General features: G+C 32.6%; 19 protein-coding genes. 12 read left to right on the top strand and 7 right to left on the bottom strand.

The features are described from left to right. The 8 genes from CHB81_RS21755 to CHB81_RS21720 all read left to right on the top strand — a co-directional run bounded on the left by CHB81_RS21755 (position 1) and on the right by CHB81_RS21720 (position 7,722). The gene (locus CHB81_RS21755; RefSeq protein WP_089353974.1) at positions 1-1,122 is read left to right on the top strand and encodes an N-acetylmuramoyl-L-alanine amidase; all 1,122 of its coding nucleotides are present in this window, start codon (positions 1-3) and stop codon (positions 1,120-1,122) included. Positions 1,123-1,172: 50 nt separating this feature from the next. Then, the gene (locus tag CHB81_RS21750; RefSeq protein ID WP_089353938.1) at positions 1,173-2,138 is read left to right on the top strand and encodes an MlaD family protein; all 966 of its coding nucleotides are present in this window, start codon (positions 1,173-1,175) and stop codon (positions 2,136-2,138) included. A gap of 5 nt (positions 2,139-2,143) precedes the next feature. Further along, positions 2,144-3,475: a (Fe-S)-binding protein gene (locus CHB81_RS21745; protein WP_089353937.1), complete on the top strand. Its 1,332-nt coding sequence runs from the start codon at positions 2,144-2,146 to the stop codon at positions 3,473-3,475. A 141-nt stretch (positions 3,476-3,616) separates the two neighbouring features. After that, positions 3,617-4,408, top strand: coding sequence for a (Fe-S)-binding protein (locus tag CHB81_RS21740; RefSeq protein ID WP_089353936.1), 792 nt, complete (start codon positions 3,617-3,619; stop codon positions 4,406-4,408). Position 4,409: 1 nt separating this feature from the next. After that, on the top strand, positions 4,410-5,012 hold the full coding sequence (locus CHB81_RS21735) for a hypothetical protein (RefSeq protein ID WP_089353935.1): 603 nt from the start codon (positions 4,410-4,412) through the stop codon (positions 5,010-5,012). 86 nt (positions 5,013-5,098) lie between these two features. Continuing rightward, positions 5,099-5,581, top strand: coding sequence for an ABC transporter ATPase (locus CHB81_RS21730; RefSeq protein WP_089353973.1), 483 nt, complete (start codon positions 5,099-5,101; stop codon positions 5,579-5,581). Positions 5,582-6,136: 555 nt separating this feature from the next. Beyond that, a complete protein-coding gene (gene bshA, locus CHB81_RS21725; RefSeq protein WP_089353934.1) occupies positions 6,137-7,288 on the top strand; it encodes an N-acetyl-alpha-D-glucosaminyl L-malate synthase BshA in 1,152 nt (383 codons plus the stop codon). Between the two features lie 11 nt (positions 7,289-7,299). Beyond that, a complete protein-coding gene (locus CHB81_RS21720; protein ID WP_089353933.1) occupies positions 7,300-7,722 on the top strand; it encodes a protease complex subunit PrcB family protein in 423 nt (140 codons plus the stop codon). A gap of 146 nt (positions 7,723-7,868) precedes the next feature. Here CHB81_RS21720 and CHB81_RS21715 read toward each other — a convergent pair whose 3' ends face one another. Together CHB81_RS21715 and CHB81_RS21710 are read right to left on the bottom strand one after the other, a co-directional pair. Next, positions 7,869-8,366 (bottom strand): hypothetical protein, encoded by a 498-nt coding sequence (locus tag CHB81_RS21715; RefSeq protein WP_089353932.1) that lies wholly within the window; start codon positions 8,364-8,366, stop codon positions 7,869-7,871. A gap of 159 nt (positions 8,367-8,525) precedes the next feature. Continuing rightward, positions 8,526-9,350: a UDP-2,3-diacylglucosamine diphosphatase gene (locus CHB81_RS21710; RefSeq protein ID WP_089353972.1), complete on the bottom strand. Its 825-nt coding sequence runs from the start codon at positions 9,348-9,350 to the stop codon at positions 8,526-8,528. A gap of 187 nt (positions 9,351-9,537) precedes the next feature. On the opposite strand from CHB81_RS21710, the gene aroC reads away from it, so the two are divergent. Continuing rightward, complete coding sequence (gene aroC, locus CHB81_RS21705; protein ID WP_089353971.1) at positions 9,538-10,596, top strand: chorismate synthase; 1,059 nt, start codon at positions 9,538-9,540, stop codon at positions 10,594-10,596. Between the two features lie 52 nt (positions 10,597-10,648). Further along, a complete protein-coding gene (locus tag CHB81_RS21700) occupies positions 10,649-11,935 on the top strand; it encodes a dicarboxylate/amino acid:cation symporter (protein WP_089353931.1) in 1,287 nt (428 codons plus the stop codon). Positions 11,936-12,052: 117 nt separating this feature from the next. On the opposite strand, the gene CHB81_RS27200 is transcribed toward CHB81_RS21700, so the two are convergent. Further along, complete coding sequence (locus CHB81_RS27200; protein WP_254921228.1) at positions 12,053-12,178, bottom strand: hypothetical protein; 126 nt, start codon at positions 12,176-12,178, stop codon at positions 12,053-12,055. 378 nt (positions 12,179-12,556) lie between these two features. Here CHB81_RS27200 and CHB81_RS21695 point away from each other — a divergent pair, with 378 nt between their 5' ends. Then, positions 12,557-14,704 carry a response regulator gene (locus CHB81_RS21695; RefSeq protein ID WP_254921227.1) on the top strand — a complete coding sequence of 716 codons (2,148 nt, stop codon included), beginning with the start codon at positions 12,557-12,559 and terminating at the stop codon, positions 14,702-14,704. A gap of 163 nt (positions 14,705-14,867) precedes the next feature. Here the strand turns inward: CHB81_RS21695 and CHB81_RS21690 are convergent, their stop codons facing one another. Both CHB81_RS21690 and CHB81_RS21685 read right to left on the bottom strand, forming a co-directional pair. Then, positions 14,868-16,118, bottom strand: coding sequence for a DEAD/DEAH box helicase (locus CHB81_RS21690; RefSeq protein WP_089353929.1), 1,251 nt, complete (start codon positions 16,116-16,118; stop codon positions 14,868-14,870). A 133-nt stretch (positions 16,119-16,251) separates the two neighbouring features. Then, positions 16,252-17,289 carry a formimidoylglutamase gene (locus CHB81_RS21685; protein ID WP_089353928.1) on the bottom strand — a complete coding sequence of 346 codons (1,038 nt, stop codon included), beginning with the start codon at positions 17,287-17,289 and terminating at the stop codon, positions 16,252-16,254. Between the two features lie 98 nt (positions 17,290-17,387). Between CHB81_RS21685 and CHB81_RS21680 the strand changes: the two genes are divergently transcribed. Then, positions 17,388-18,266, top strand: coding sequence for a hypothetical protein (locus tag CHB81_RS21680; protein WP_089353927.1), 879 nt, complete (start codon positions 17,388-17,390; stop codon positions 18,264-18,266). A gap of 609 nt (positions 18,267-18,875) precedes the next feature. Here CHB81_RS21680 and hutI read toward each other — a convergent pair. Both hutI and CHB81_RS21670 read right to left on the bottom strand, forming a co-directional pair. Next, the gene (gene hutI, locus CHB81_RS21675) at positions 18,876-20,111 is read right to left on the bottom strand and encodes an imidazolonepropionase (RefSeq protein ID WP_089353926.1); all 1,236 of its coding nucleotides are present in this window, start codon (positions 20,109-20,111) and stop codon (positions 18,876-18,878) included. Between the two features lie 110 nt (positions 20,112-20,221). Then, positions 20,222-21,274 (bottom strand): glutaminyl-peptide cyclotransferase, encoded by a 1,053-nt coding sequence (locus CHB81_RS21670; RefSeq protein WP_089353925.1) that lies wholly within the window; start codon positions 21,272-21,274, stop codon positions 20,222-20,224. Positions 21,275-21,278: the final 4 nt, after the last annotated feature.

Here is a 21,278-nt window from a genome sequence, read left to right as displayed (position 1 = left end):
ATGAATAGATTTAACAAAATTAAGGTAATATTTACTTTTTTTCTAACGATAATGTCATTTTGTGCTTACAGTCAGGCAAATGTTTTTAAGGTAACTCTTGATGCTGGACATGGTGATCACGATTTTGGAGCAGTTTATAGCGGACGAATTGAAAAAAATATTGCTTTGGCTATTGTTCTAAAAGTTGGAAAGATATTAGAACTTAATCCAAACGTTGATGTTATTTATACTCGTAAAACGGATGTTTTTATTGATTTGGTAGAAAGAGCCAACATCGCAAACCGTGCAAATTCAAATATTTTTGTTTCTATACATTGTAATGCAAACAAAAATACTGCAGCAGACGGAACCGAAACTTATGTAATGGGTTTGAGTAAAACAGCTTCAAATCTTGAAGCAGCGAAAAAAGAGAACTCGGTAATTACTTTAGAAAAAGATTATAAACGTAAATACGAAGGTTTTGACCCAAATTCGCCAGAATCTATGATTAGTATGACCTTAATGCAGGAAGAGTATTTGGAGAACAGTATTTCATTAGCAAGTAAAATTGAAGATAATTTTGAAAAACTTGGTAAAAAAATAAGACAAGGCGGAGTTAAACAAGCCCCATTTATGGTACTTCATAAAGCATATATGCCTAGAGTATTAGTAGAAACAGGTTTTGTTTCGAATCCTACGGAAGGAAATGTTTTAAATTCAGAAGAAGGTCAGGATGAAATTGCAAGAGCTATTGCTGAAGCTATTTTAAGTTATAAGAGAGAATATTTTGGTTCTGGCGCTCCGGAAATTGTAGAAGCAAGACCGGCGAGAGATACCACTCCTGCAAAACCTAAAGCGGTCGAATCGGTTGCTGTAAAAAAAGCTCCAAAAGGAACGTTCTTTAAAGTGCAACTTATAGCCAGTATCAAAAAAACGTCTTTGGAACCTAAAAATTTTAAAGGACTAAAAAATGTAACGATGTTGTACGAAAATAATATTTACAAATATTTCTATCAGGAAACGGCAGATTACGAAGCTGCCAAAAAATATTTGCAAGAAGCTAAAGACAAAGGATATGGCGCAGCTTATTTAATTGCAAATAAAGATGGAGAAAAAATCAGTATTCAAGACGCTATTAAATAATAGTCTTTTGTTCGAATATTTATATTAATTTTGTAGAAACACTTAGAATTTTGAAACTAACAAGAGAAATTAAAACGGCTATTTTAGTCATCGCGTCAATTTTATTATTTATTTGGGGCTATAGTTTTTTAAAAGGCAGAGACCTTTTTACAAATTACAAAACATTATATGCAGAGTATGATAATGTTGAGGATTTGTCAGCATCAGCACCAGTTACCATAAACGGACTTGTTATTGGTAAGGTAAATAAAATCACAATTAGTGAAGTAACAGGTAAATTATTAGTTGAACTTCAGTTAAAAACAGATTTTCCAATCTCAAAATCAAGCCAGGCATCTTTGTATTCTCCAAGTTTAATAGGGGGAAAACAGATCAAGATTATTCCTAATCTGGCGGATAAAGAACCAGCAGAAGACGGACAAACTTTAGGATCTAAAGTTGAATTGGGATTAACAGAATCTTTAGGAGGTAAAATAGAGCCAATTCAGCAAAAATTAGACGTAATGCTTGCTAATATTAATACGTTGGTTTCAGGACTGAACAATGTTTTAGATAAACAAGGACAGGAAAATTTAAAAAAATCATTAGCAGAATTGAGTCAGACAATGGAGCAGTTTCATAAAGCTTCAGGAAGTCTTAATACTATTTTAGATACTAATAAAGGACAAATTAATGGAGTTGTAACAAACTTTAATAAAATGTCAAGTAACTTTAATAAGATATCAGATTCTTTAAATAAAGCCGATTTAGGAAAAACAGTTCGAAACTTAAATCAGACTTTGGCTAAAGTTGATAATCTCATGAGTAACTTAAACTCAGGAAAAGGTACTGCCGGTAAATTATTAAGTGATGACGCTTTGTATAATAACTTGTCTAAAACTTCAAAAGAGTTAGAGTTGTTATTACAGGACGTTCGTCTTTACCCAACACGTTATGTAAATGTTTCTCTTTTTGGAAAGAAAAACAAACCATATGTAGCACCAACTGAAGAAGCTAACACAACAACTAAAAATTAATTAGAATGAGTTATTTAGATAATATTTTGTTCGCTATACTTCTAATTGTTGGTTTCGGTTTTTTTGCATCGAGCGTAAAAAAAATCATCCGAAATATTAATTTAGGAGTAGATGTAAATCGAAAAGATAATTCTAAAGCACGATGGAAAAACATGGCATTGATTGCTCTTGGGCAATCAAAAATGGTGAGACGCCCTGTAGCTGGAATACTTCATATTTTCGTATATGTTGGATTTATAATTATTAATATCGAATTACTCGAAATCATAATCGACGGTTTAATAGGGACGCATAGAGTTTTTGCGCCTTATTTAGGTGTTGTTTATGATATTTTGATTGCTTCTTTTGAGATATTAGCACTACTTGTGATTTTTGCTGTTACCGTTTTCTGGATTAGAAGAAATGTCATTAAATTAAAACGTTTCATTAATCCTGATTTAAATGGTTTTCCTAGAAGTGATGCCAATTATATCTTGTATTTTGAAACAGTTTTGATGATTTTGTTTCTGTTAATGAATGCTTCTGATCTTCATTTGCAAAATGTTCCTGGTGGAGTTTTTCATAAAGCAGGAAGTTTTCCGGTGAGTCAGTTTATAGCGCCAATTTTTAATGGAATGTCAAACGAATTGGTTGTTTTGTTGTTTGAAGTATTCTGGTGGTTGCATATCGCCGGTATTTTAGTTTTTATGAACTATTTATACTTCTCAAAACATTTACACATACTTTTAGCTTTCCCAAATACTTATTTTGCAAACTTAAATCCGGAAGGACAGTTTGATAATTTAGAATCAGTAACTAAAGAGGTTAAATTAATGATGGATCCAAATGCAGATCCGTTTGCAGCCGCTCCTGTGGATGAAAATGCTGTTCCAAGTAAATTTGGAGCTAGTGATGTTCAGGATTTAAACTGGGTACAATTACTAAACGCTTATACTTGTACAGAATGTGGACGTTGTACATCGTCTTGTCCAGCAAACCAAACGGGTAAAAAGTTGTCTCCTCGTAAAATTATGATGGATACAAGAGATCGTTTGCAAGAAGTTGGAAAAAATATTGATGCCAATAAAGGTGTTTTTGTTCCGGATAATAAAACATTATTGAACGATTATATCACGCCTGAAGAATTATGGGCATGTACTTCATGTAATGCTTGTGTTGAGGAATGTCCTGTAAACATTAGCCCGTTGTCTATTATTATGGATATGCGTCGTTACTTGGTTATGGAACAAAGTGCTGCTCCAATGTCATTGAATGCCATGATGACAAACATTGAAAATAATGGAGCGCCTTGGCAATATAGCCAGCAAGACAGATTGAACTGGAAAAACGAAAACTAAAACGAAAACCGTTTAATTGGTTATTTGTTTAACCGTTGAATGGATTAATAAAATAAATTTCTGTGTTAATGTTAGCGAAAGGGTTATTGCAAGAGAGCGATTAACCAAATTAACAATTAACCGATTTAACAACAAAAGAAGATGTCAGAAAGTTTAGTAGTGCCAACAATGGCTGAAATGCTAGCCCAGGGAACACAACCGGAAGTTTTATTTTGGGTTGGTTGCGCAGGGAGTTTTGATGATAGAGCAAAAAAAATTACAAAAGCATTTGTGCGAATCTTAAATCGTACCAATGTTTCATTTGCAGTATTAGGTACTGAAGAGAGTTGTACCGGAGATCCTGCAAAACGTGCCGGAAATGAATTTTTGTTTCAAATGCAAGCCATGATGAATATCGAGGTTTTGAATGCATATGAAGCTAAAAAAATCGTAACGGCTTGTCCGCATTGTTTTAATACTTTAAAAAATGAGTATCCTGAATTAGGAGGTCAATATGAAGTAATTCATCATACTGAGTTTTTAAAGTCATTAATAGATGATGGAAGATTGACAGTTGAAGGCGGGCAATTTAAAGGAAAGAAAATTACTTTTCACGATCCTTGTTATTTAGGAAGAGCAAATAAAGTTTATGAAGCTCCAAGAGATTTGATTCAGAAACTTGATGTTGAATTAGTCGAAATGAAGCGTTCAAAAGCAAATGGCTTGTGTTGTGGAGCAGGTGGAGCACAAATGTTTAAAGATGCTGAACCAGGAAACAAAGAAGTAAATGTGTTGCGTACCGAAGATGCATTAGAAGTAAAACCGGATATTATTGCAGCAGGTTGCCCATTTTGTAATACAATGTTGACAGATGGAATTAAACATCAGGAAAAAGAAGGGCAGGTAAAAGTAATGGATATTGCGGAGCTAATTGCTAATGCGCAGGATTTGTAATATGAAGAAAATATTTTTATTAGTTGTTTTGCTTTGTAGTGTGGCATCTTATTCTCAAGATGTTCTGGAAGTTATTGCAAAAGAAACTTGTCAATGTTTAGAAACTAAAAAAGCCAAAGACCCGAATTTATCTGCTGCAGATTTTAAAACTGAAGTAGGAGTATGTATGATTAAAAGTTATACAGATCATATGTCGGAGTTTAAGCCTTCAGAGAAAGTTGATTTTTCGGATGTAGAAGGTATGACTAAGTTAGGAGAAAATGTAGCTATAAAAATGATGCAAGTATGTCCTAATGTAATTATAGAATTAGGAAGAAGTGCTATAAAAGAAGAGAAAGAAGTTGAGAAAGAGGATTCTTTTGTTTCTGGTGAAGTAATTGATATTAAATGGGAGCAGTTTGTGACTTTGCAATTAAAAGATCAAACTGGTAGAAATTATAGTTTTCTTTTATTAGATTCTTTTGATACGGCTCCATTGCTGACTAATAATGAAATTAAGAAAAAAGATAAGCTTAAGGTAAGTTACACTGAGATTGAGTTGTTTGATTCAAAAGCCAAAGAATTCAGGTATTTTAAAATTCTTACCAAAATAGAGAAACAGTAAAATTTGAGGTTCAAAGTTGCAAAGGTTCAAAGGTTTTAACCTGAAACTTGAAACTTGAAACAAAAAAAACTAAAAGAAAGATTAAAATGTATATACCTTTTGAAGATTTACCTGGTGAATCCAGAATTTGGATTTATCAATCAAACAGAAAGTTTTCTGAGGAAGAATTTTCTGAAATAGAAACTGACCTGAAAGCTTTCGTTGAAGGCTGGGCAGCACACGGAACGAGTTTAGAAGCTTCGTATCAATTGAAATACAACCGATTCATTATTTTGGCTGTAAATCAAGATGTACAAGCAGCTACAGGATGTTCTATCGATAGTTCGGTAGAGTTTATTCAGAGTTTAGAGAAAAAGTACAACGTTGATCTGTTAGATAAAATGAACGTTACTTTTAAACTTGGTGAGCATATCGCACACAAACCATTGATTGATTTCAAGAAAATGGTTAAAGATAAATCGGTTTCTGAGAATACAATTGTTTTCAATAATCTTGTAAACAATATTGAAGAATACAATGAATCTTGGGAAGTTCCTGCTGCTGATAGCTGGCATAGCAGATTTTTCTAAAAGAAATTTATATAATATTTGAAAGGTGCAAAATTTAGTTTTTGTGCCTTTTTTTGTTTTTTAGATGGTAGTAAAAGTTGCGTTTAGTTTTACGACATATTGTGAAAATCTTTGTCAAAGTTCAAAACTTTGACAAAGAGGAATTGCGACAAAAGGGACAGGTTTTTATCCCGAGGTTTCGGGAAGAAAAGATCTTATAAAACCAAAAGCTTCTAATCTAGCCCCGATGGGAGTGGTATCCTTTTATGGTGGGGTTCACCATAAAAGATATAGTGGACAGCGGGACAAAAGCTTTTTTTGAAAATTAATTTTTCTGCTCCTGAAAATAATGAGGAATTACAAGTTATGAATTATGAGTTTGGTTGAAGATCTTGAGATTTCTACTGGATTTATCATGATTCTAAAATTCAGTAATCTTGAATTCTAAGCTAGTCTAAAATTCTAAGTTAGTCTAACAATCTAATAATCTGCGGACTAATATTCACAAAAATCTAACAATCTAAAACTTCAATTAAACGTGATTTTTGAGTACTTTCGTAGAACTAAATTTAATACATGAAAATAGCTATAGTTTGTTATCCGACATTTGGCGGTAGTGGTGTAGTTGCTACAGAATTAGGCCTTGAATTAGCCAGACGCGGACACGAAATACATTTTATTACTTATAGTCAGCCGGTTAGGTTGGCACTTTTGAATCCTAATGTTCATTATCACGAAGTAAACGTTCCGGAATATCCACTTTTTCATTATCAGCCTTATGAGTTGGCTTTGTCAAGTAAATTGGTTGATATGGTGAAATTGTATAAAATCGAAGTGCTTCATGTGCATTATGCTATTCCTCACGCATATGCGGGGTATATGGCAAAGCAAATGCTGAAAAATGAAGGAATTAATCTTCCGATGATTACAACACTTCACGGAACGGATATTACGCTGGTTGGAAATCACCCGTTTTATAAACCTGCAGTAACTTTTAGTATCAATAAATCGGATTATGTGACTTCAGTTTCTCAGAGTCTGAAAGATGATACTTTGAAGTTGTTTAAAATCAAAAATAAGATTAGGGTAATTCCAAATTTTATTGAATTGGATAAAGTCAGAAAAGACCCGCAAGAGCCTTGTCATCGTTATGTAATGGCGAAGGAAAATGAGCGTATCATTACTCATATCAGTAATTTTAGAAAGGTAAAACGTATTCCGGATATTATTAAGATTTTCTATAATATTCAGAAAGTAATGCCTGCTAAATTAATGATGGTTGGTGATGGACCGGAAAAAGAAAAAGCGGAGATTTTATGTATGGAATTAGGAATTTACGACAAGGTGATTTTCTTTGGAAATAGTAATGAAATTGATAAAATCTTATGTCTGACAGATTTATTTTTACTTCCGTCAGAAACAGAAAGTTTTGGTTTGGCAGCACTGGAAGCGATGGCTTGCGGAGTTCCTGTGATTTCGAGTAATTCCGGTGGTTTGCCTGAAGTTAATTTTGATGGTTATTCAGGATATTTGAGCAATGTTGGAAATGTGGAGGAAATGGCTGCAAATGCAATTAAAATCCTAAAAGATGATGAAACTCTGAATAAGTTTAAGGCAAATGCGCTTGAAGTAGCGAAGAAGTTTGATATCAAAAATATTCTACCTAAATATGAGGCTTTGTATCAAAGAGCAATTGATGATTATAAGGCAGAGAAACAGCAATCTTAAAATAAAGATAAATGAAAAAAATAATTTCGGCCTTAGTAGTTTTGCTACTCGTTTCTTGTGGAGTAAAAAAGACATCAGATTCAAAGGTTTTATACGAAGTTTTGACAGAGCAATCTGATGGGGGAGGAAACATCAAGTTTTTTGAGATTCTGACTGAACCTAATGAAATCAAAATGTTGGAAAATGATCCGCTTTTGACAAGTAAAATGAAACAGACAGATATTGGTAATTCAAATTATGTTATCCTGAATATGGGGGAGAAAAACACTGGCGGATATTCTATTGGTGTTGAGAAAGTAGAGGAAACGGATAAAAATATTATCATTACTGTGAAAGAAAATAATCCTGCTCCGGATGCAATGGTAATGCAGGTGATTACATATCCTTATACGGTTGTGAAAATACATTCTAAAAAGGATATTATTATCAAGTAATAAATTTTATGTCAGGCTCGAAATAATACCGTGAGCGAAGTCGAAGACTTGAAAGCTTGCGAGGGCTTCGACTTCGCTCAGATTGATAATACATAAAAAAAACCTGTCGTTAATGCGACAGGTTTTTTTATGTAATTATTTTTTATTTAGAATCTAAACTTAACGCCTAATCCAACGTCAAATCCAAAGTTGTCATCGTCATAATATCCGGAACCAATTTCTGGTCTTGCATCTAATGAAAGTGTAATTGGTGCTTCACTAAATCTATATTCAATACCAATATCTCCTGCAGCAAATACATAAGTTCCACTATCATTATATTTGTAGTTGTTGTTGTAATAATCGTGATCCCAAGCTGCTAATCCTCCACCAACACCAGCATACCAGTTAAAACCACCATCAATATTCCAAACCCATTGATAAAGGGCAACACCTTTAATTGCATCTACATCACTACTGTTTCTCCATCCTAAATCAAATTCAAGTCTATTTTTTTGGTTTAAACCCAATTGATAGGATACTTCCCCGCCAAAACCGTTATTGTCTCCTAAACGGATTCCTAAAGCGTTTTTCGAAATTTCTTGTGATTGAGCCGTAAACGCTAATCCTAATAGCATAATGGCTGATAAAATTATTTTTTTCATAAAATTGGTTATTAATTTTCTTCAAATGTAATGTGGGATACCATTCTCAAACGTATAAAATTATTTGAAATTGTTATATAATTCACATTTTTGAAACCAATGAAATTTCATGAAAATAGTGTTATCTGTTATAATCAGAGTGTTTTAAGAATTATAGTGTTATTTGTTCAGGATAATTGAAGAAATTAATTGTGAACTTAAAATGTCTTCCATTTCAAAAAGATTTTCTTCTTCAGTAAAATTACTTTCAGCGTATGAATATAATTTCCAACGCTTTTTGTGGTACTCTAAAGCGGTCAGGTTTTCGACCCAATCTCCCGAATTTAGATATAAAGTAGATCCGTGTTTATTCTCTTTGGTAATGATTTTTGGTTCGTGAATGTGTCCGCAAATTACATAATCATATTTTTTTTCGATCGCTAAATCTGTTGCAGTAGTTTCGAAATCTGAAATGAATTTTACAGCCTTTTTTACGCTCGCTTTAATTTTTTTAGAGAATGAATAAGGTTCTCTTCCTAGTTTTGCCAGACACCAATTTGCAAAACGATTGGTAAGAATTAGATAATCGTAACCTAAACCTCCAAGTTTAGCAATCCATTTGGAGTGCTGAACAGAAGCGTCAAAAACGTCTCCGTGAAAAATCCATGCTTTTTTGTCGTCTAATTCTAAAACTAATTTATCGACTAAAGCAAAATTTCCCATATTCATATCACTGAATTTTCGAAGGATTTCATCATGGTTTCCAGTAATATAATACACCTTTGTACCTTTCGAAGCCATCCCTATAATGCGTTGAATGACTCTTAAGTGCGCTTTTGGGAAATAGGATTTTCTAAATTGCCAAGCATCAATAATATCACCATTTAAGACTAATGTTTTTGGTTTAATGCTTGATAGATAGTTGTTTAATTCTTTAGCGTGACTTCCGTAAGTTCCCAAATGGACATCTGAAAGGATGACCAATTCAACATTTCGTTTTTTCAATTTTTCGTTTTTGAAGTTTAGCAAATAAAAGAAACTCTAGTCAGATTTGTTTTATCAAAAGGTTACCAATTTGGCGACAATTTTAATAAATTGTGATTTTTATTGGCCGCAACCCTTTCTTAATAATACTAATTTTAAATTTTTTAATTTAATTCATAAAACTTACATTTGCTCAAAACTAAATACAATGGCAGGAAATAGCTACGGCACCCTATATAAAGTTACTACATTTGGAGAATCTCATGGTGAAGCTTTAGGCGGAATTATTGATGGATGTCCATCTGGAATAGAACTTGATCTGGAAGCAATCGAGGTTGAAATGTCTCGTAGAAAACCGGGACAATCAGCAATCGTAACACAAAGAAAAGAACCGGATGCAGTTCAGTTTTTATCCGGTATTTTTGAAGGTAAAACTACAGGAACTCCAATTGGTTTTATTATTCCGAACACCAATCAAAAATCAGATGATTATTCTCACATAAAAGATAATTACAGACCAAGTCATGCTGATTATGTTTATGACCAAAAATACGGTTTTCGTGATTATCGCGGTGGCGGAAGAAGTTCTGCAAGAGAAACTGCAAGTAGAGTAGTAGCTGGTGCAATTGCAAAACAAATGTTGCCGGAAATTAAAATTAATGCATACGTTTCTTCAGTTGGTCCAATTCATTTGAATACGCCATACCAGGATTTAGATTTTTCTAAAATAGAAAGCAATCCTGTTCGTTGTCCGGATGAAAAATCGGCAGCAATTATGGAAGAATATATTCGTGATATCCGCAAACAGGGAGATACTGTTGGTGGAGTTGTTTCCTGTGTAATTAAAAACGTTCCTGTTGGTTTAGGCGAACCGGTTTTTGATAAATTGCACGCTGAACTAGGAAAGGCAATGCTTTCTATAAATGCAGTAAAAGGTTTTGAATACGGAAGCGGATTTTCCGGTTCTGAAATGAAGGGTAGCGAACACAACGATTTATACAATCCGGACGGAACTACAAAAACAAATCTTTCAGGAGGAATTCAGGGAGGAATCAGCAACGGAATGGATATCTATTTTAGAGTAGCTTTCAAACCGGTTGCGACTATCATGCAAACTCAGGATTCATTAGATAATAAAGGAAATATTACACCAATGACGGGTAAAGGCCGTCATGATCCGTGTGTAGTGCCTCGTGCAGTGCCAATTGTTGAAGCAATGGCGGCAATTGTTTTGGCTGATTTTTATTTAATCAACAAAACATATTAATAAAAGTTAAGACAGTGAGGGTCTTGATATTTTAATCTAAAAAAGTAAATTAATGCAAGTTACAGAAACTAAAAAAAAATCATTTATTAAAGGCTTAACAGGGCAAATTATAATTGCAATGGTTCTTGGAGCGACTCTGGGAATTATTATTCACAATTCGATTTCGCCGGAAACAGCACTTTCGTTTAGTAATAAAATAAAAATGCTTGCAACGATCTTTATCAGATTAGTGCAAATGATTATTGCTCCTTTAGTTTTTACCACGTTAGTAGTGGGAATTGCAAAGTTAGGAGATATAAAAACGGTGGGAAGAGTTGGAGGAAAAGCACTTGGATGGTTTTTTACTGCTTCTTTTATATCCTTATTGATTGGATTGTTTTATGTAAATATCTTAGAACCGGGAGTAGGTTTGAAGCTGGATCATGTTGATATGTCTGCAGCTAGTGAGGTTACCGCTAAAACAAAAATCTTGTCTGTTGAGAATTTTGTGGAACATATTGTTCCTAAAAGTATTTTTGAAGCAATGGCAACCAATGAAATTTTGCAGATTGTAATATTTTCTATCTTTTTTGGATTAGCAGCAGCTTCATTAGGAAGTACTGTAAAGCCAATTATAAATGCTTTTGATAAAGCTTCGCATATTGTTTTAAAAATGGTAAACTATGTAATGAACTTTGCTCCAATTGGAGTTTTTGGTGCCATTGCAGGAGTATTTGCTATTAGAGATGCAGAAGAATTGATCATTACTTATTTTAAATTCTTTGGATCATTTCTGATAGGAATCAGTACATTATGGGTGGTTTTGATCGCTGTAGGTTATATTTTCTTAAAAGGAAGAATGACTGAATTATTAAAACGTATTATTGGACCATTGGCAATTGCGTTTGGAACAACAAGTAGTGAGGCCGTTTTTCCTAAATTAACAGAAGAATTAGAAGATTTTGGAGTTAAAGATAAAATTGTAGCATTCATGCTGCCGCTTGGATATTCGTTTAACCTTGACGGAAGTATGATGTACATGACTTTTGCCAGTATTTTTATCGCTCAGTTTTACGGTGTACATCTGGACTTAGGGACGCAAATGGCGATGCTTTTGGTTTTAATGTTAACCAGTAAAGGGATTGCGGGAGTACCAAGGGCTAGTTTGGTTATTGTTGCGGCTACTTGCGGAATGTTTAAAATTCCTGTAGAGGGAATTGCTTTGATCTTGCCAATTGATCACTTTTGTGATATGTTCAGAAGCGCAACAAATGTATTAGGAAATGCTTTGGCAACATCTGTTGTTGGGCAATGGGAAGATGATAAAGAGGAGAATTCAAATTTAGAAATCGAAAGTTAAGTATTGCTTAATTTACTTCATAAAAAAAACCGTAATGAGTTTATACTTATTACGGTTTTACTTTTAGTAATAGTTTGTAGTTGAGGAAATATTTCAAACTACAAACTTATTTAGCAATTATGCTGCTACTTTTCCTTTTCTTCCTTCTTCATCATCTGGTGGAACATCTCCGCCTTGGATAGTTTTTTGTTGTGCTTTAGTCAATTTTTCTACTTCTGTAAATTTTAAAAAGTTTTCTAACATAATTTTTGTTTTAATGCACCAATCTTCTAAAACACTTGGGGCTTGTGTTTGTAAATTTTGTTAAAGATAAAATTTTATTTCATTTATAGTGTTAAAATGTTATTGGATTTTGAGTATTTTTTGGTTTTTAGCTAAATTTAGATTGTTGGTTTTTTTTTGCAAAATCTTGATATATTCTCTATGCATGTGCTCTTGAGATTGTTTAAATTTTAAGATTCAAACGCAAGTTTATCTTTTTTGTTAAACGTTATTATTAAATGATGAAACAAAAAATAACTTTGTAAAAATCAAGCTGTTATTTTTTGTCGTAATAATGTATATTTGAATAAATATTTCCAAATTATGTTTCGATTTCGAATCTTTTTCTACTGTTTAATATTGTTAAATTTTCTTTCCTTTAATTTATGGGCACAGAGTAATTTACCAACAGAAAAGATCGATAAACTTATATTAGAGGCACTTTCCAATTATAGAGAGTCAAATTTCGAAAAATCTTTAATTATTTCCAGAGTTGCGCTCAATCACTCAACAATTGCCAAAAATGATTATTTTATTGCCCGTTCGTATAATATAATCGGAGCTAATTATAACGATTTGGGAGAATATGACAAAGCAATTTTTTTTTATAAAAGAAGTCTTTTTTATGCCGATAAAGCAAAAAATGATGGCTTTAAGAATATGCTGTATAACAATCTTGGGAATATATATTGCTTTGAAAAGAAACAGTATAAACGAGGAATCTATTTTTATAAAAAATCCATCGAATTAAGCACTAAAAGCAAGGATCTGAGCCAGATATATTTTACAAATGTCAATCTCGCGTGGTCCTATTTTGATATTGGTAATTTTGAAAAGGGATATCCTTATTTGAACTTTGTAAATAATAACCAAAAGAAAATTGGAGATGATGATACCGTCATAATTGTTAATATGTTAAATGGTATGTATTGCAGTTACAAAGACGACAATCTGAAAGCTCTTGATTATTTTGAAAAAGCAATACAGTTAGGTAAAACAAATATAGAAAAAATCGATCTCTCCTATGCACATCTGGAGTATTCAAAATTTTTGAATAAGAGTGGGAAATATAAAGATGCTTACACTAATTTATCTGCTTATAATAAAATAACAGAACAAATCTATAATGAAGACAAGCTTAAAAAAGCATCTATTGCAGGTTTTAATCTCGAATTGGACGAATATAAAAGGCAAATTGATAAAATTGAAAACGAAAAAATAACGCAGTATCAAAGTCTAAAGAAATCAAGAATTATTGTTATTCTGTTCATTGTTATTTCCTTAATTCTTCTTTTATTAATTGTCACTCTGGTAAAAAATATAAGATTTAAGAAAAGGCATAATTTGGAGCTTTTAAAGGCAAAAGAAATTGCAGAAGAAGCTTCAATGCTTAAAACCCAGTTTATCTCTACAATAAGCCATGAATTGCGCACACCGCTTTATGGAGTTGTGGGGATAACTAATATGCTTCTTGAAGAACATAAAGAGTTGTCGCAAAGTCAGCATTTAAGTGCTTTGAAATTTTCAGCCAGATATTTATTGTCTTTAGTAAATGATATTCTTCAAATCAATAAAATTGAAGAGAACAAAGTTGTTCTGGAGAGTTTGACATTTAATATTTCGGATGAAATTACAATGATAAAAAACTCACTTTCCTTTTTATCCCAGAAAAACAATAATAAAATAAATGTATCGATTGATCCGGATATTCCGGAATATTTAATTGGAGACAAGTTAAGACTAGCTCAGATTGTAATGAACCTGGTTAGTAATGCTTTGAAATTTACAAAAGACGGAGAAGTAGAAATTATTGTAAATCTCGATAGAATAGAAGAAAAATTATATTTTCTGGATTTTCTTATTAAAGATAATGGTGTTGGAATCGCAGCTGTTGATCAGGGGAAAATTTTCGAAAAATTTGTTCAGGTAGGAAGGAAAGATGAAGATTATCAGGGAACCGGACTGGGATTAAGTATTGTAAAACGATTATTGGGCCTTTTTGGAAGTACAATAAGTTTAGAAAGTAATATAGGAGAAGGAACTTCCTTTTCGTTTATGATTCCGTTTGAATATGATCCTCAGAAAACAAAAAATATTATTGAGGAAATTGAGGTTGATTTGACTTCAAACGAAGTTTATAAAATACTAGTTGTTGAAGATAACTTGATTAACCAGTTGGTAACAAAGAAAATTATTGAAAAAAATAATTATATCTGTAAAGTTGTAGACGATGGTTTTGGAGCCCTTAAAATCTTAGAAAATGAAAAGTTTGATCTTATTCTAATGGATATAAATATGCCGTTAATGAATGGATTTGAAACAACCAAAAGGATTCGTCTGCAAGACATAAAAACACCAATTGTAGCGCTTACAGCTTTTGATAAAGATGAAATAGCAGAAGAGGCAATTTCGTCCGGAATAAATGATATTATAATAAAACCATTTGAACCGGTTAAGTTATTTAAGATTATAAATTACTTAATAAATGAAGCAAAAAGTATTGATTAGTACAATACAAGTATAAAAAAAAACACGAATTTCATCAATTGTCACTAATTCGTTTGTGAAAGTAATTCCTCAAACAAGGTTAATTAACCTGTTAGAATTTGTGTAAATTGATGAAATTCGTGTTTAGAACTGTTTTTATAATGCTTATCTCGCGGGAGTAAGATTAATACCAGCGTTTTTTATTCTGTTTAGAAGCATTTGATTTTCTCGATTTGTGAGCACCACCGCTTCGGTTGGAATTTTTAGGCTTTTCGGCCGTTGCTTCCGGACTTCCTGAATGCCACTGATACGGATGATCTGTGATAACTTTTACATCAACTTTTATTAACTTTTGAATGTCTTTCCAATAAGGCTGTTCATCTTTACTGCAAAAAGAAATTGCAACACCACCATTTCCAGCGCGACCTGTACGTCCAATTCTATGGACATAAGTTTCAGGAATATTAGGTAGGTCAAAATTAATTACAAATGGCAGCTGGTCAATATCAATACCTCTTGCTGCGATATCAGTCGCTACAAGAACACCAACTTCTTTGTTTTTGAAAGCATCTAAAACACGTTGTCTCGCATTTTGAGATTTGTCCCCGTGAATCGCTTCTGCCGGAATATCTTTTTTGCGAAGTGCTTTAACAACATTATCTGCCCCATGTTTAGTTCTTGAGAAAACTAAAACATTTGATAGATCTTCGTTCTTTATTAAATGATATAATAAGTTTCTTTTTTCTGTTTTTTCAACAAAATAAACGCGTTGTTCTACATTTTCAGCAGTTGATGAAACTGGAGAAACTTCTACTTTAGCAGGATCTTGAAGGAACATTTCAGCCAGTTCGCGAATTGCGATTGGCATAGTTGCAGAAAACAATAATGTTTGACGGTTTTTAGGAGTTAGTTTTACGATCTTTTTTACATCGTTTATAAAACCCATATCAAGCATTTGATCAGCTTCATCCAAAACCAAAGTATGTAAATGATCTAAGTCCAGAAAACCTTGTTTTTGTAAATCTAGTAATCTTCCGGGAGTTGCTACCAGAATATCAACACCTTTTTTTAGTGTATCTACTTGCGGATTTTGTGAAACTCCTCCAAAAATAGTCAGCTGAGTTAAGTTGGTGTATTTTGCATAAGTGTCAAAACTTTGACCAATTTGTACCGCTAATTCACGTGTTGGAGTTACTATAAGAGCACGAATTACTTTAGCTTTTTTTGATGAGCCAACAATTCGGTGTAATTGATGTATGATTGGAATGGCAAAAGCAGCCGTTTTTCCCGTACCTGTTTGTGCACAACCAATTAAATCTCTTCCTGCGAGAACAATCGGAATAGATTGTTCCTGAATAGGAGTAGGATTTAAGTAGCCTTCTTCAAATACGGCTTTTTGTATACTTTTTGAAAGTGATAAATCTTCGAATAACATATCTTAGGTATTAAGAATTTAGTTTTAATTACTAAAATTCTGTGCAAAGATAGGTTTATTCAGTCAATCCTTTATTTGAAACTTGTTTTATTTGGTAAATGGCTTGATTTTTAGGAGTTAACATTCTAAGGGATTACTCTTTTTCGTTGTTAGCTTTAATAAAATCAGTTATTAAATACCCAATTAATTTACCAATTAAATTATTGTTTGGAGAATTGTCTAAATCTGGTGCGCCTTCGCAAATATGTAAATAAGTAGCATTTTTATGTTGTCCAAAAAAGGATATAAACTGCCTTAATTCTTCTACAGAAAACCCACTGATTGTCATGGCGCTGCTGGCGATGTTAGGAATTGCATCCAGATCAATTTCAATTCCAAAAGAATCTGTTCGGATAAATTCTAAAGCTAAAGCCATTTCTCTGCTAAAATCTTTCTCCTTGCGAATATTGACACTGTCGTAAGTATTGTAGCGAACACGATCTTCTAGTTTTTTAATGATATCCAGAACGCTTTTTGAAGTGTAATTTTCATGTAAACCAAAGATGAAGTATTTCTTTAAGAAACCTTCTTCGTAGGCATATGAGAAACCGTTTCCGCTGTGACGTCCTTCCAGAATTCTAAAATCAGAATGAGCATCAAAATTAATTGCGTTTATTGGTTTTCCTTTGGCTAAAGCCGAGCCCTTTATATTTCCGTAAGCATTATTATGACCTCCACCGATAATGATGGGGGTTTTTCCTGCTTTTACGATAGTAAAAATAATATGTGAAACTTCTTTGTCAATTTTTTCTACTAACTGGCTTAGTTTCGATCGGTCGTCAATATCGTTGAAATCAAGATTTTCGACATCACGCATTTCTTCGGTGACATTAATTTGCCCTAAAACAATAATCTGGCTGCCTTTTGAAAAACGATTGTGCTGAATGTTTGCAATGCTTTTAATGGCACTTTCCCATGCAGAAGCCGCTCCGGGTCTGCCAAAGTTTGCGCGAACGCCAATGTCTTCGGGTATTCCCAAAAGCACATATTTAGCTTCACTTTCTTTTAAGAAATTGAGTTTGTCTACTCCCTTGGGAATAACAATCATTTTTTCTCCAAATTTTATTTCACCGCTTCGGTGATTTGTGATTTTTGCTAAATCATTTACAGTAAAAGGAATTACTTTCTCCATGAAAAAAAAATATTTTCCAAAAATAATATAATTGTAACAACTTACGTTATTACCTTTATATTAATTCTTAAATTTGTTTTAAAGAAAATTATTTAAATATGGAAAACCCAAAGAACAACAACTCAAGTCTAAAGGCGATAATCGCGGTTTTAGCAGTCCTACTAATTGGTAGCTTAGTGTATATTTTTAAATTATCTTCTGATACAGAGGTAGTTAAAACTGAACTTACAACAACTATGACAGAAAAACAATCTGTTATGAAAGATTTGCAAGAATTGAAAGCAACTTATGATGCTGCAATTGCCGAAAACACTTCTATGTCTGACGAGTTAATTCAGGAAAGAGATAAAGTAGTAGCTTTGATGGATGATTTGAATAAATCAAAAGGTGATGTGTCTAAATTCAGATCACAAGTTCAGGCTATGCAAGGTAAAATGAAAACTCTTGTAGCTGAAAACGACGAATTGAAAAAACAAAATGGTGTTTTAACAGTTCAAAGAGATAGTACAATTACAGTTTTAGGAGAATCTAAAAAATACAATGAAGTATTAGTTGGGCAAAACGAAGAATTGGCTAAAACAGTTGAAAAAGGAGCTAAATTATCAGTTTTAAATACAAAAACTGCTGCTTACAAATTGAGAAGCTCAGGGAAACAAATCGAAACGGATAAAGCAAGCCGTGCTGATGTTTTGAAAATTAGTTTTACAATTGCTGAAAATCAAATTGCTAAATCTGGAGATAAAACGTATTATGTACAAGTTATCGATGCTAAAAACAATGTTTTAGGCGAAAAGAAAACAGAGAGTTTTGGTGATAATTCATTGACATATAGTTTTAAAACTACTGTTAAGTACGAAAATAAAACAGTTAATGTGAGTGAAGATTTACCAGGTAAAGATTTTGCTAAAGGGACTTATTTTATCAATGTTTTTGATAATGATGAATTAGTTTCTAAAACTAGTTTCAACTTAAGATAATACGTCGCTTAGATTGCAATACCACTAAAATATTAAAGGTCTGTGAAGTTTTTCACAGACCTTTTTTCATTAAATTAAAAATCACATTAATTTAGTATCTATTTTCTTTTTCTAGTTTGTTGTTCTTCTAGCTTTTTTTGAATTTTCTCCTGCTTTTTCGCTTTTAAATCTGTTGTTGAAGCTTTCTTAGCCATGATTTCTTTTTTGTTTTAATTATTAAAATATTTTATAATCCAGATCCTGTAATTTATTTTGTAATAAATAAAAACTTTATGGCGAGTCACAATATTCAATATGGATTGAAAGGTATCGTGCAGAAAAGTTTTATAGGATTTTAGTAAGCACACTCGCGATGCTTAATAATTCGGGAAGATTTTTAATTTTAACAAAGAAGACAATTTTGAAATGTTCTCGTTAGTATACAAGCTTCTGTTGGTACATGAAACATTTTGCTTCGTACCAAATTTACTTATACTTATTAGGACTAAAATTTCCATATCTAAAAATCTGAATTGTAAATATAGGATCTTTTTTAGAGATAACTATTTATTGTAAGATTTTTATGTTTGTTTTAACTATTGAATGAATTAGCGAATAGGATTCTAACTATTAGATGATTTTGCCATTTACAAAAACACTTTCAATTAAATTACTCCCAAATGCATAAGGAATTTGATAATAAGATGAAATTGGTTTTGTAAGGATCAGATTGGCTTTCTTTCCTTTTGTAATACTTCCGTGAGTTTCTGAGATTCCCATTGCATAAGCGCCATTAATAGTCGCTGCATTTATAGCTTCTTCCGGTGTCATTTTCATTTTGATACAAGCTGTTGATACAACAAAATTCATATTTCCGGATGGAGTAGAACCAGGGTTAAAATCAGTAGCTAAAGCTAATGGTAATCCTGCTTTTATCATATCTCGCGCAGGTGCGTATGGGATACTTAAAAAATAAGAACATGAAGGGAGTGCAACAGGCATTGTTTCGGTATCTTTTAATGCTTCGATATCTTCCGGGTTCATAATTTCAAGATGATCGACAGAAAGGGCGTTAAATTTAATTCCGGCTTGTATTCCTCCTATAGAATTAAACTGATTTACGTGAATTTTTGGCTTTAAGCCGAGTTGTATTCCCGCTTCCATTATTTTTTCGGTTTCTTCAACAGAAAAATAGCCTTTTTCGCAAAATACATCAACGAAATCAGCTAGTTTGTTTTGAGCAATTTCGGGGAGCATTTTGGTTATGATTTCATCAATATAACCGGCTTTGTTTTCTTTGTAATGCACAGGAAAAGCGTGTGCGCCCAAAAAAGTTGACTTTATAGTAATTGGATAATTTTCTGCCAGTTTTTTAATCACGCGAAGCATTTTTATCTCGCCTTCGATTGTTAATCCGTAACCTGATTTTATTTCAACAGCTCCGGTTCCTAAATGCATGACCTCTTCTAAACGAAGTTTTGACTGCTCATAGATTTCTTCTTCTGAAGTTTCGTTGAGTTTTTTAGCCGAATTTAAGATTCCGCCACCGCGATTGGCAATTTCTTCATATGAAAAACCATTGATTCGATCCACAAATTCCTGCTCGCGATTACCGGCATAAACAATATGCGTGTGACTGTCGCACCACGATGGTAATATAATTTGCCCCGTTGCATCGATAATTTTGTCAGCTTTAATTTCAGGAAGATTATCCATGGAACCGAAATCTGCAATAAGATCATCTTTTAGAACCAAAAAAGCATTTTTGATGGTTGGAAGTTCCGCCATTTCAGTTCCCGAAACTTTAGAAATTGAAGTTTCACGAATCTGAAGTAGTTCTTTTATATTTGTTATAAGAGTTGTCATTGTTTTGGTTTTATTGTATAAAGGTATTTTAAAAGACAAATTTCACAAATTATCACGGAATAATTCGTGAAATTTGTGAAATTCGTGTTTCTAAATTGGAATGTATTCTTTTATTCCGAAACAGTAATTTCGAACATTTTGCTCCAATTTTTACCAGTTACAAAAATAGTTTTAGTTTTAGGATTGTAAGCAATTCCATTTAAAACATCTTCCGTAGTAACATCAGGCATGGACTTACGTAAATCAGACATATTCAAGATTCCTTCAACAGCTCCCGACGTTGGGTTTACAACTGCAATTGCATCTTTAAACCAAACATTAGTGTAGATTTTTCCGTTAATCCATTCTAACTCATTAATTGCTTTAATTTTTGAACTTCCTGAGTAAACGTTGATATAATCTATCATTTTTTGAGTTGCCGGATCCATTTTCCAGATTTTTTCTGTTTTATCCGTTTGATAAATATATTTCCCATCATTTGTCATTCCCCAACCTTCAATCTCTTTGTCATAAGCAAACGTCTTTTCAAGTTTCAAGGTTTTTGCGTCATAGATAAAACCGGTTTTGTTTTGCCAGGTCAATTGAAATAATTTTCCATTGATGAAAGTGATTCCTTCTCCAAAGTATTTTTTATCAAGATCAATTTGTTTGAAAATCTTCCCTGTTTTATAATCATATTTTCTCAAGTACGAGGCGCCCTCTTGTCCGGTACTTTCGTAAAGGGTATCATTATGGAATTCTAATCCTTCAGTAAAAGATTTTTTATCGTGAGGATATGTATTGATAACTTTATATTTTAATAATTTTGGTTCAATGTTCGAAACTAGTTCAACACGTTTAGTAGCATCAGAAGAATCTGAGCCAAAATATACGGTTGCTTTTAAGTATTGATATCCTAATCGTTGATCTTTTAAGTCAAATTTGAATTTTTCAGAACCTTTTGTGCTACCCACTTTTTTGTCGTTTATAAAGTAAGTTACACTGTCAATTTCTTTCGAATTTGGGTTCAAAATTCCGATAGAAATTGATTCTTGAGGTAAAAAATGAGCCGGAAAAGCAGAATCATCAATGTTAAATAAAGAATTTTCACCTTTTTTTGTATCTCCACATCCAATTAATGTGATTCCTAATAAAATGACAGTTAGGAAGTTATATTTTTTCATAGTT

The sequence above is a fragment of the Flavobacterium sp. ov086 genome (assembly GCF_900187965.1).
Classification (GTDB): domain Bacteria; phylum Bacteroidota; class Bacteroidia; order Flavobacteriales; family Flavobacteriaceae; genus Flavobacterium.
The sequence above is the reverse complement of the archived record's forward strand: the minus strand, read 5'-3'. Positions and strand labels throughout refer to the sequence as shown.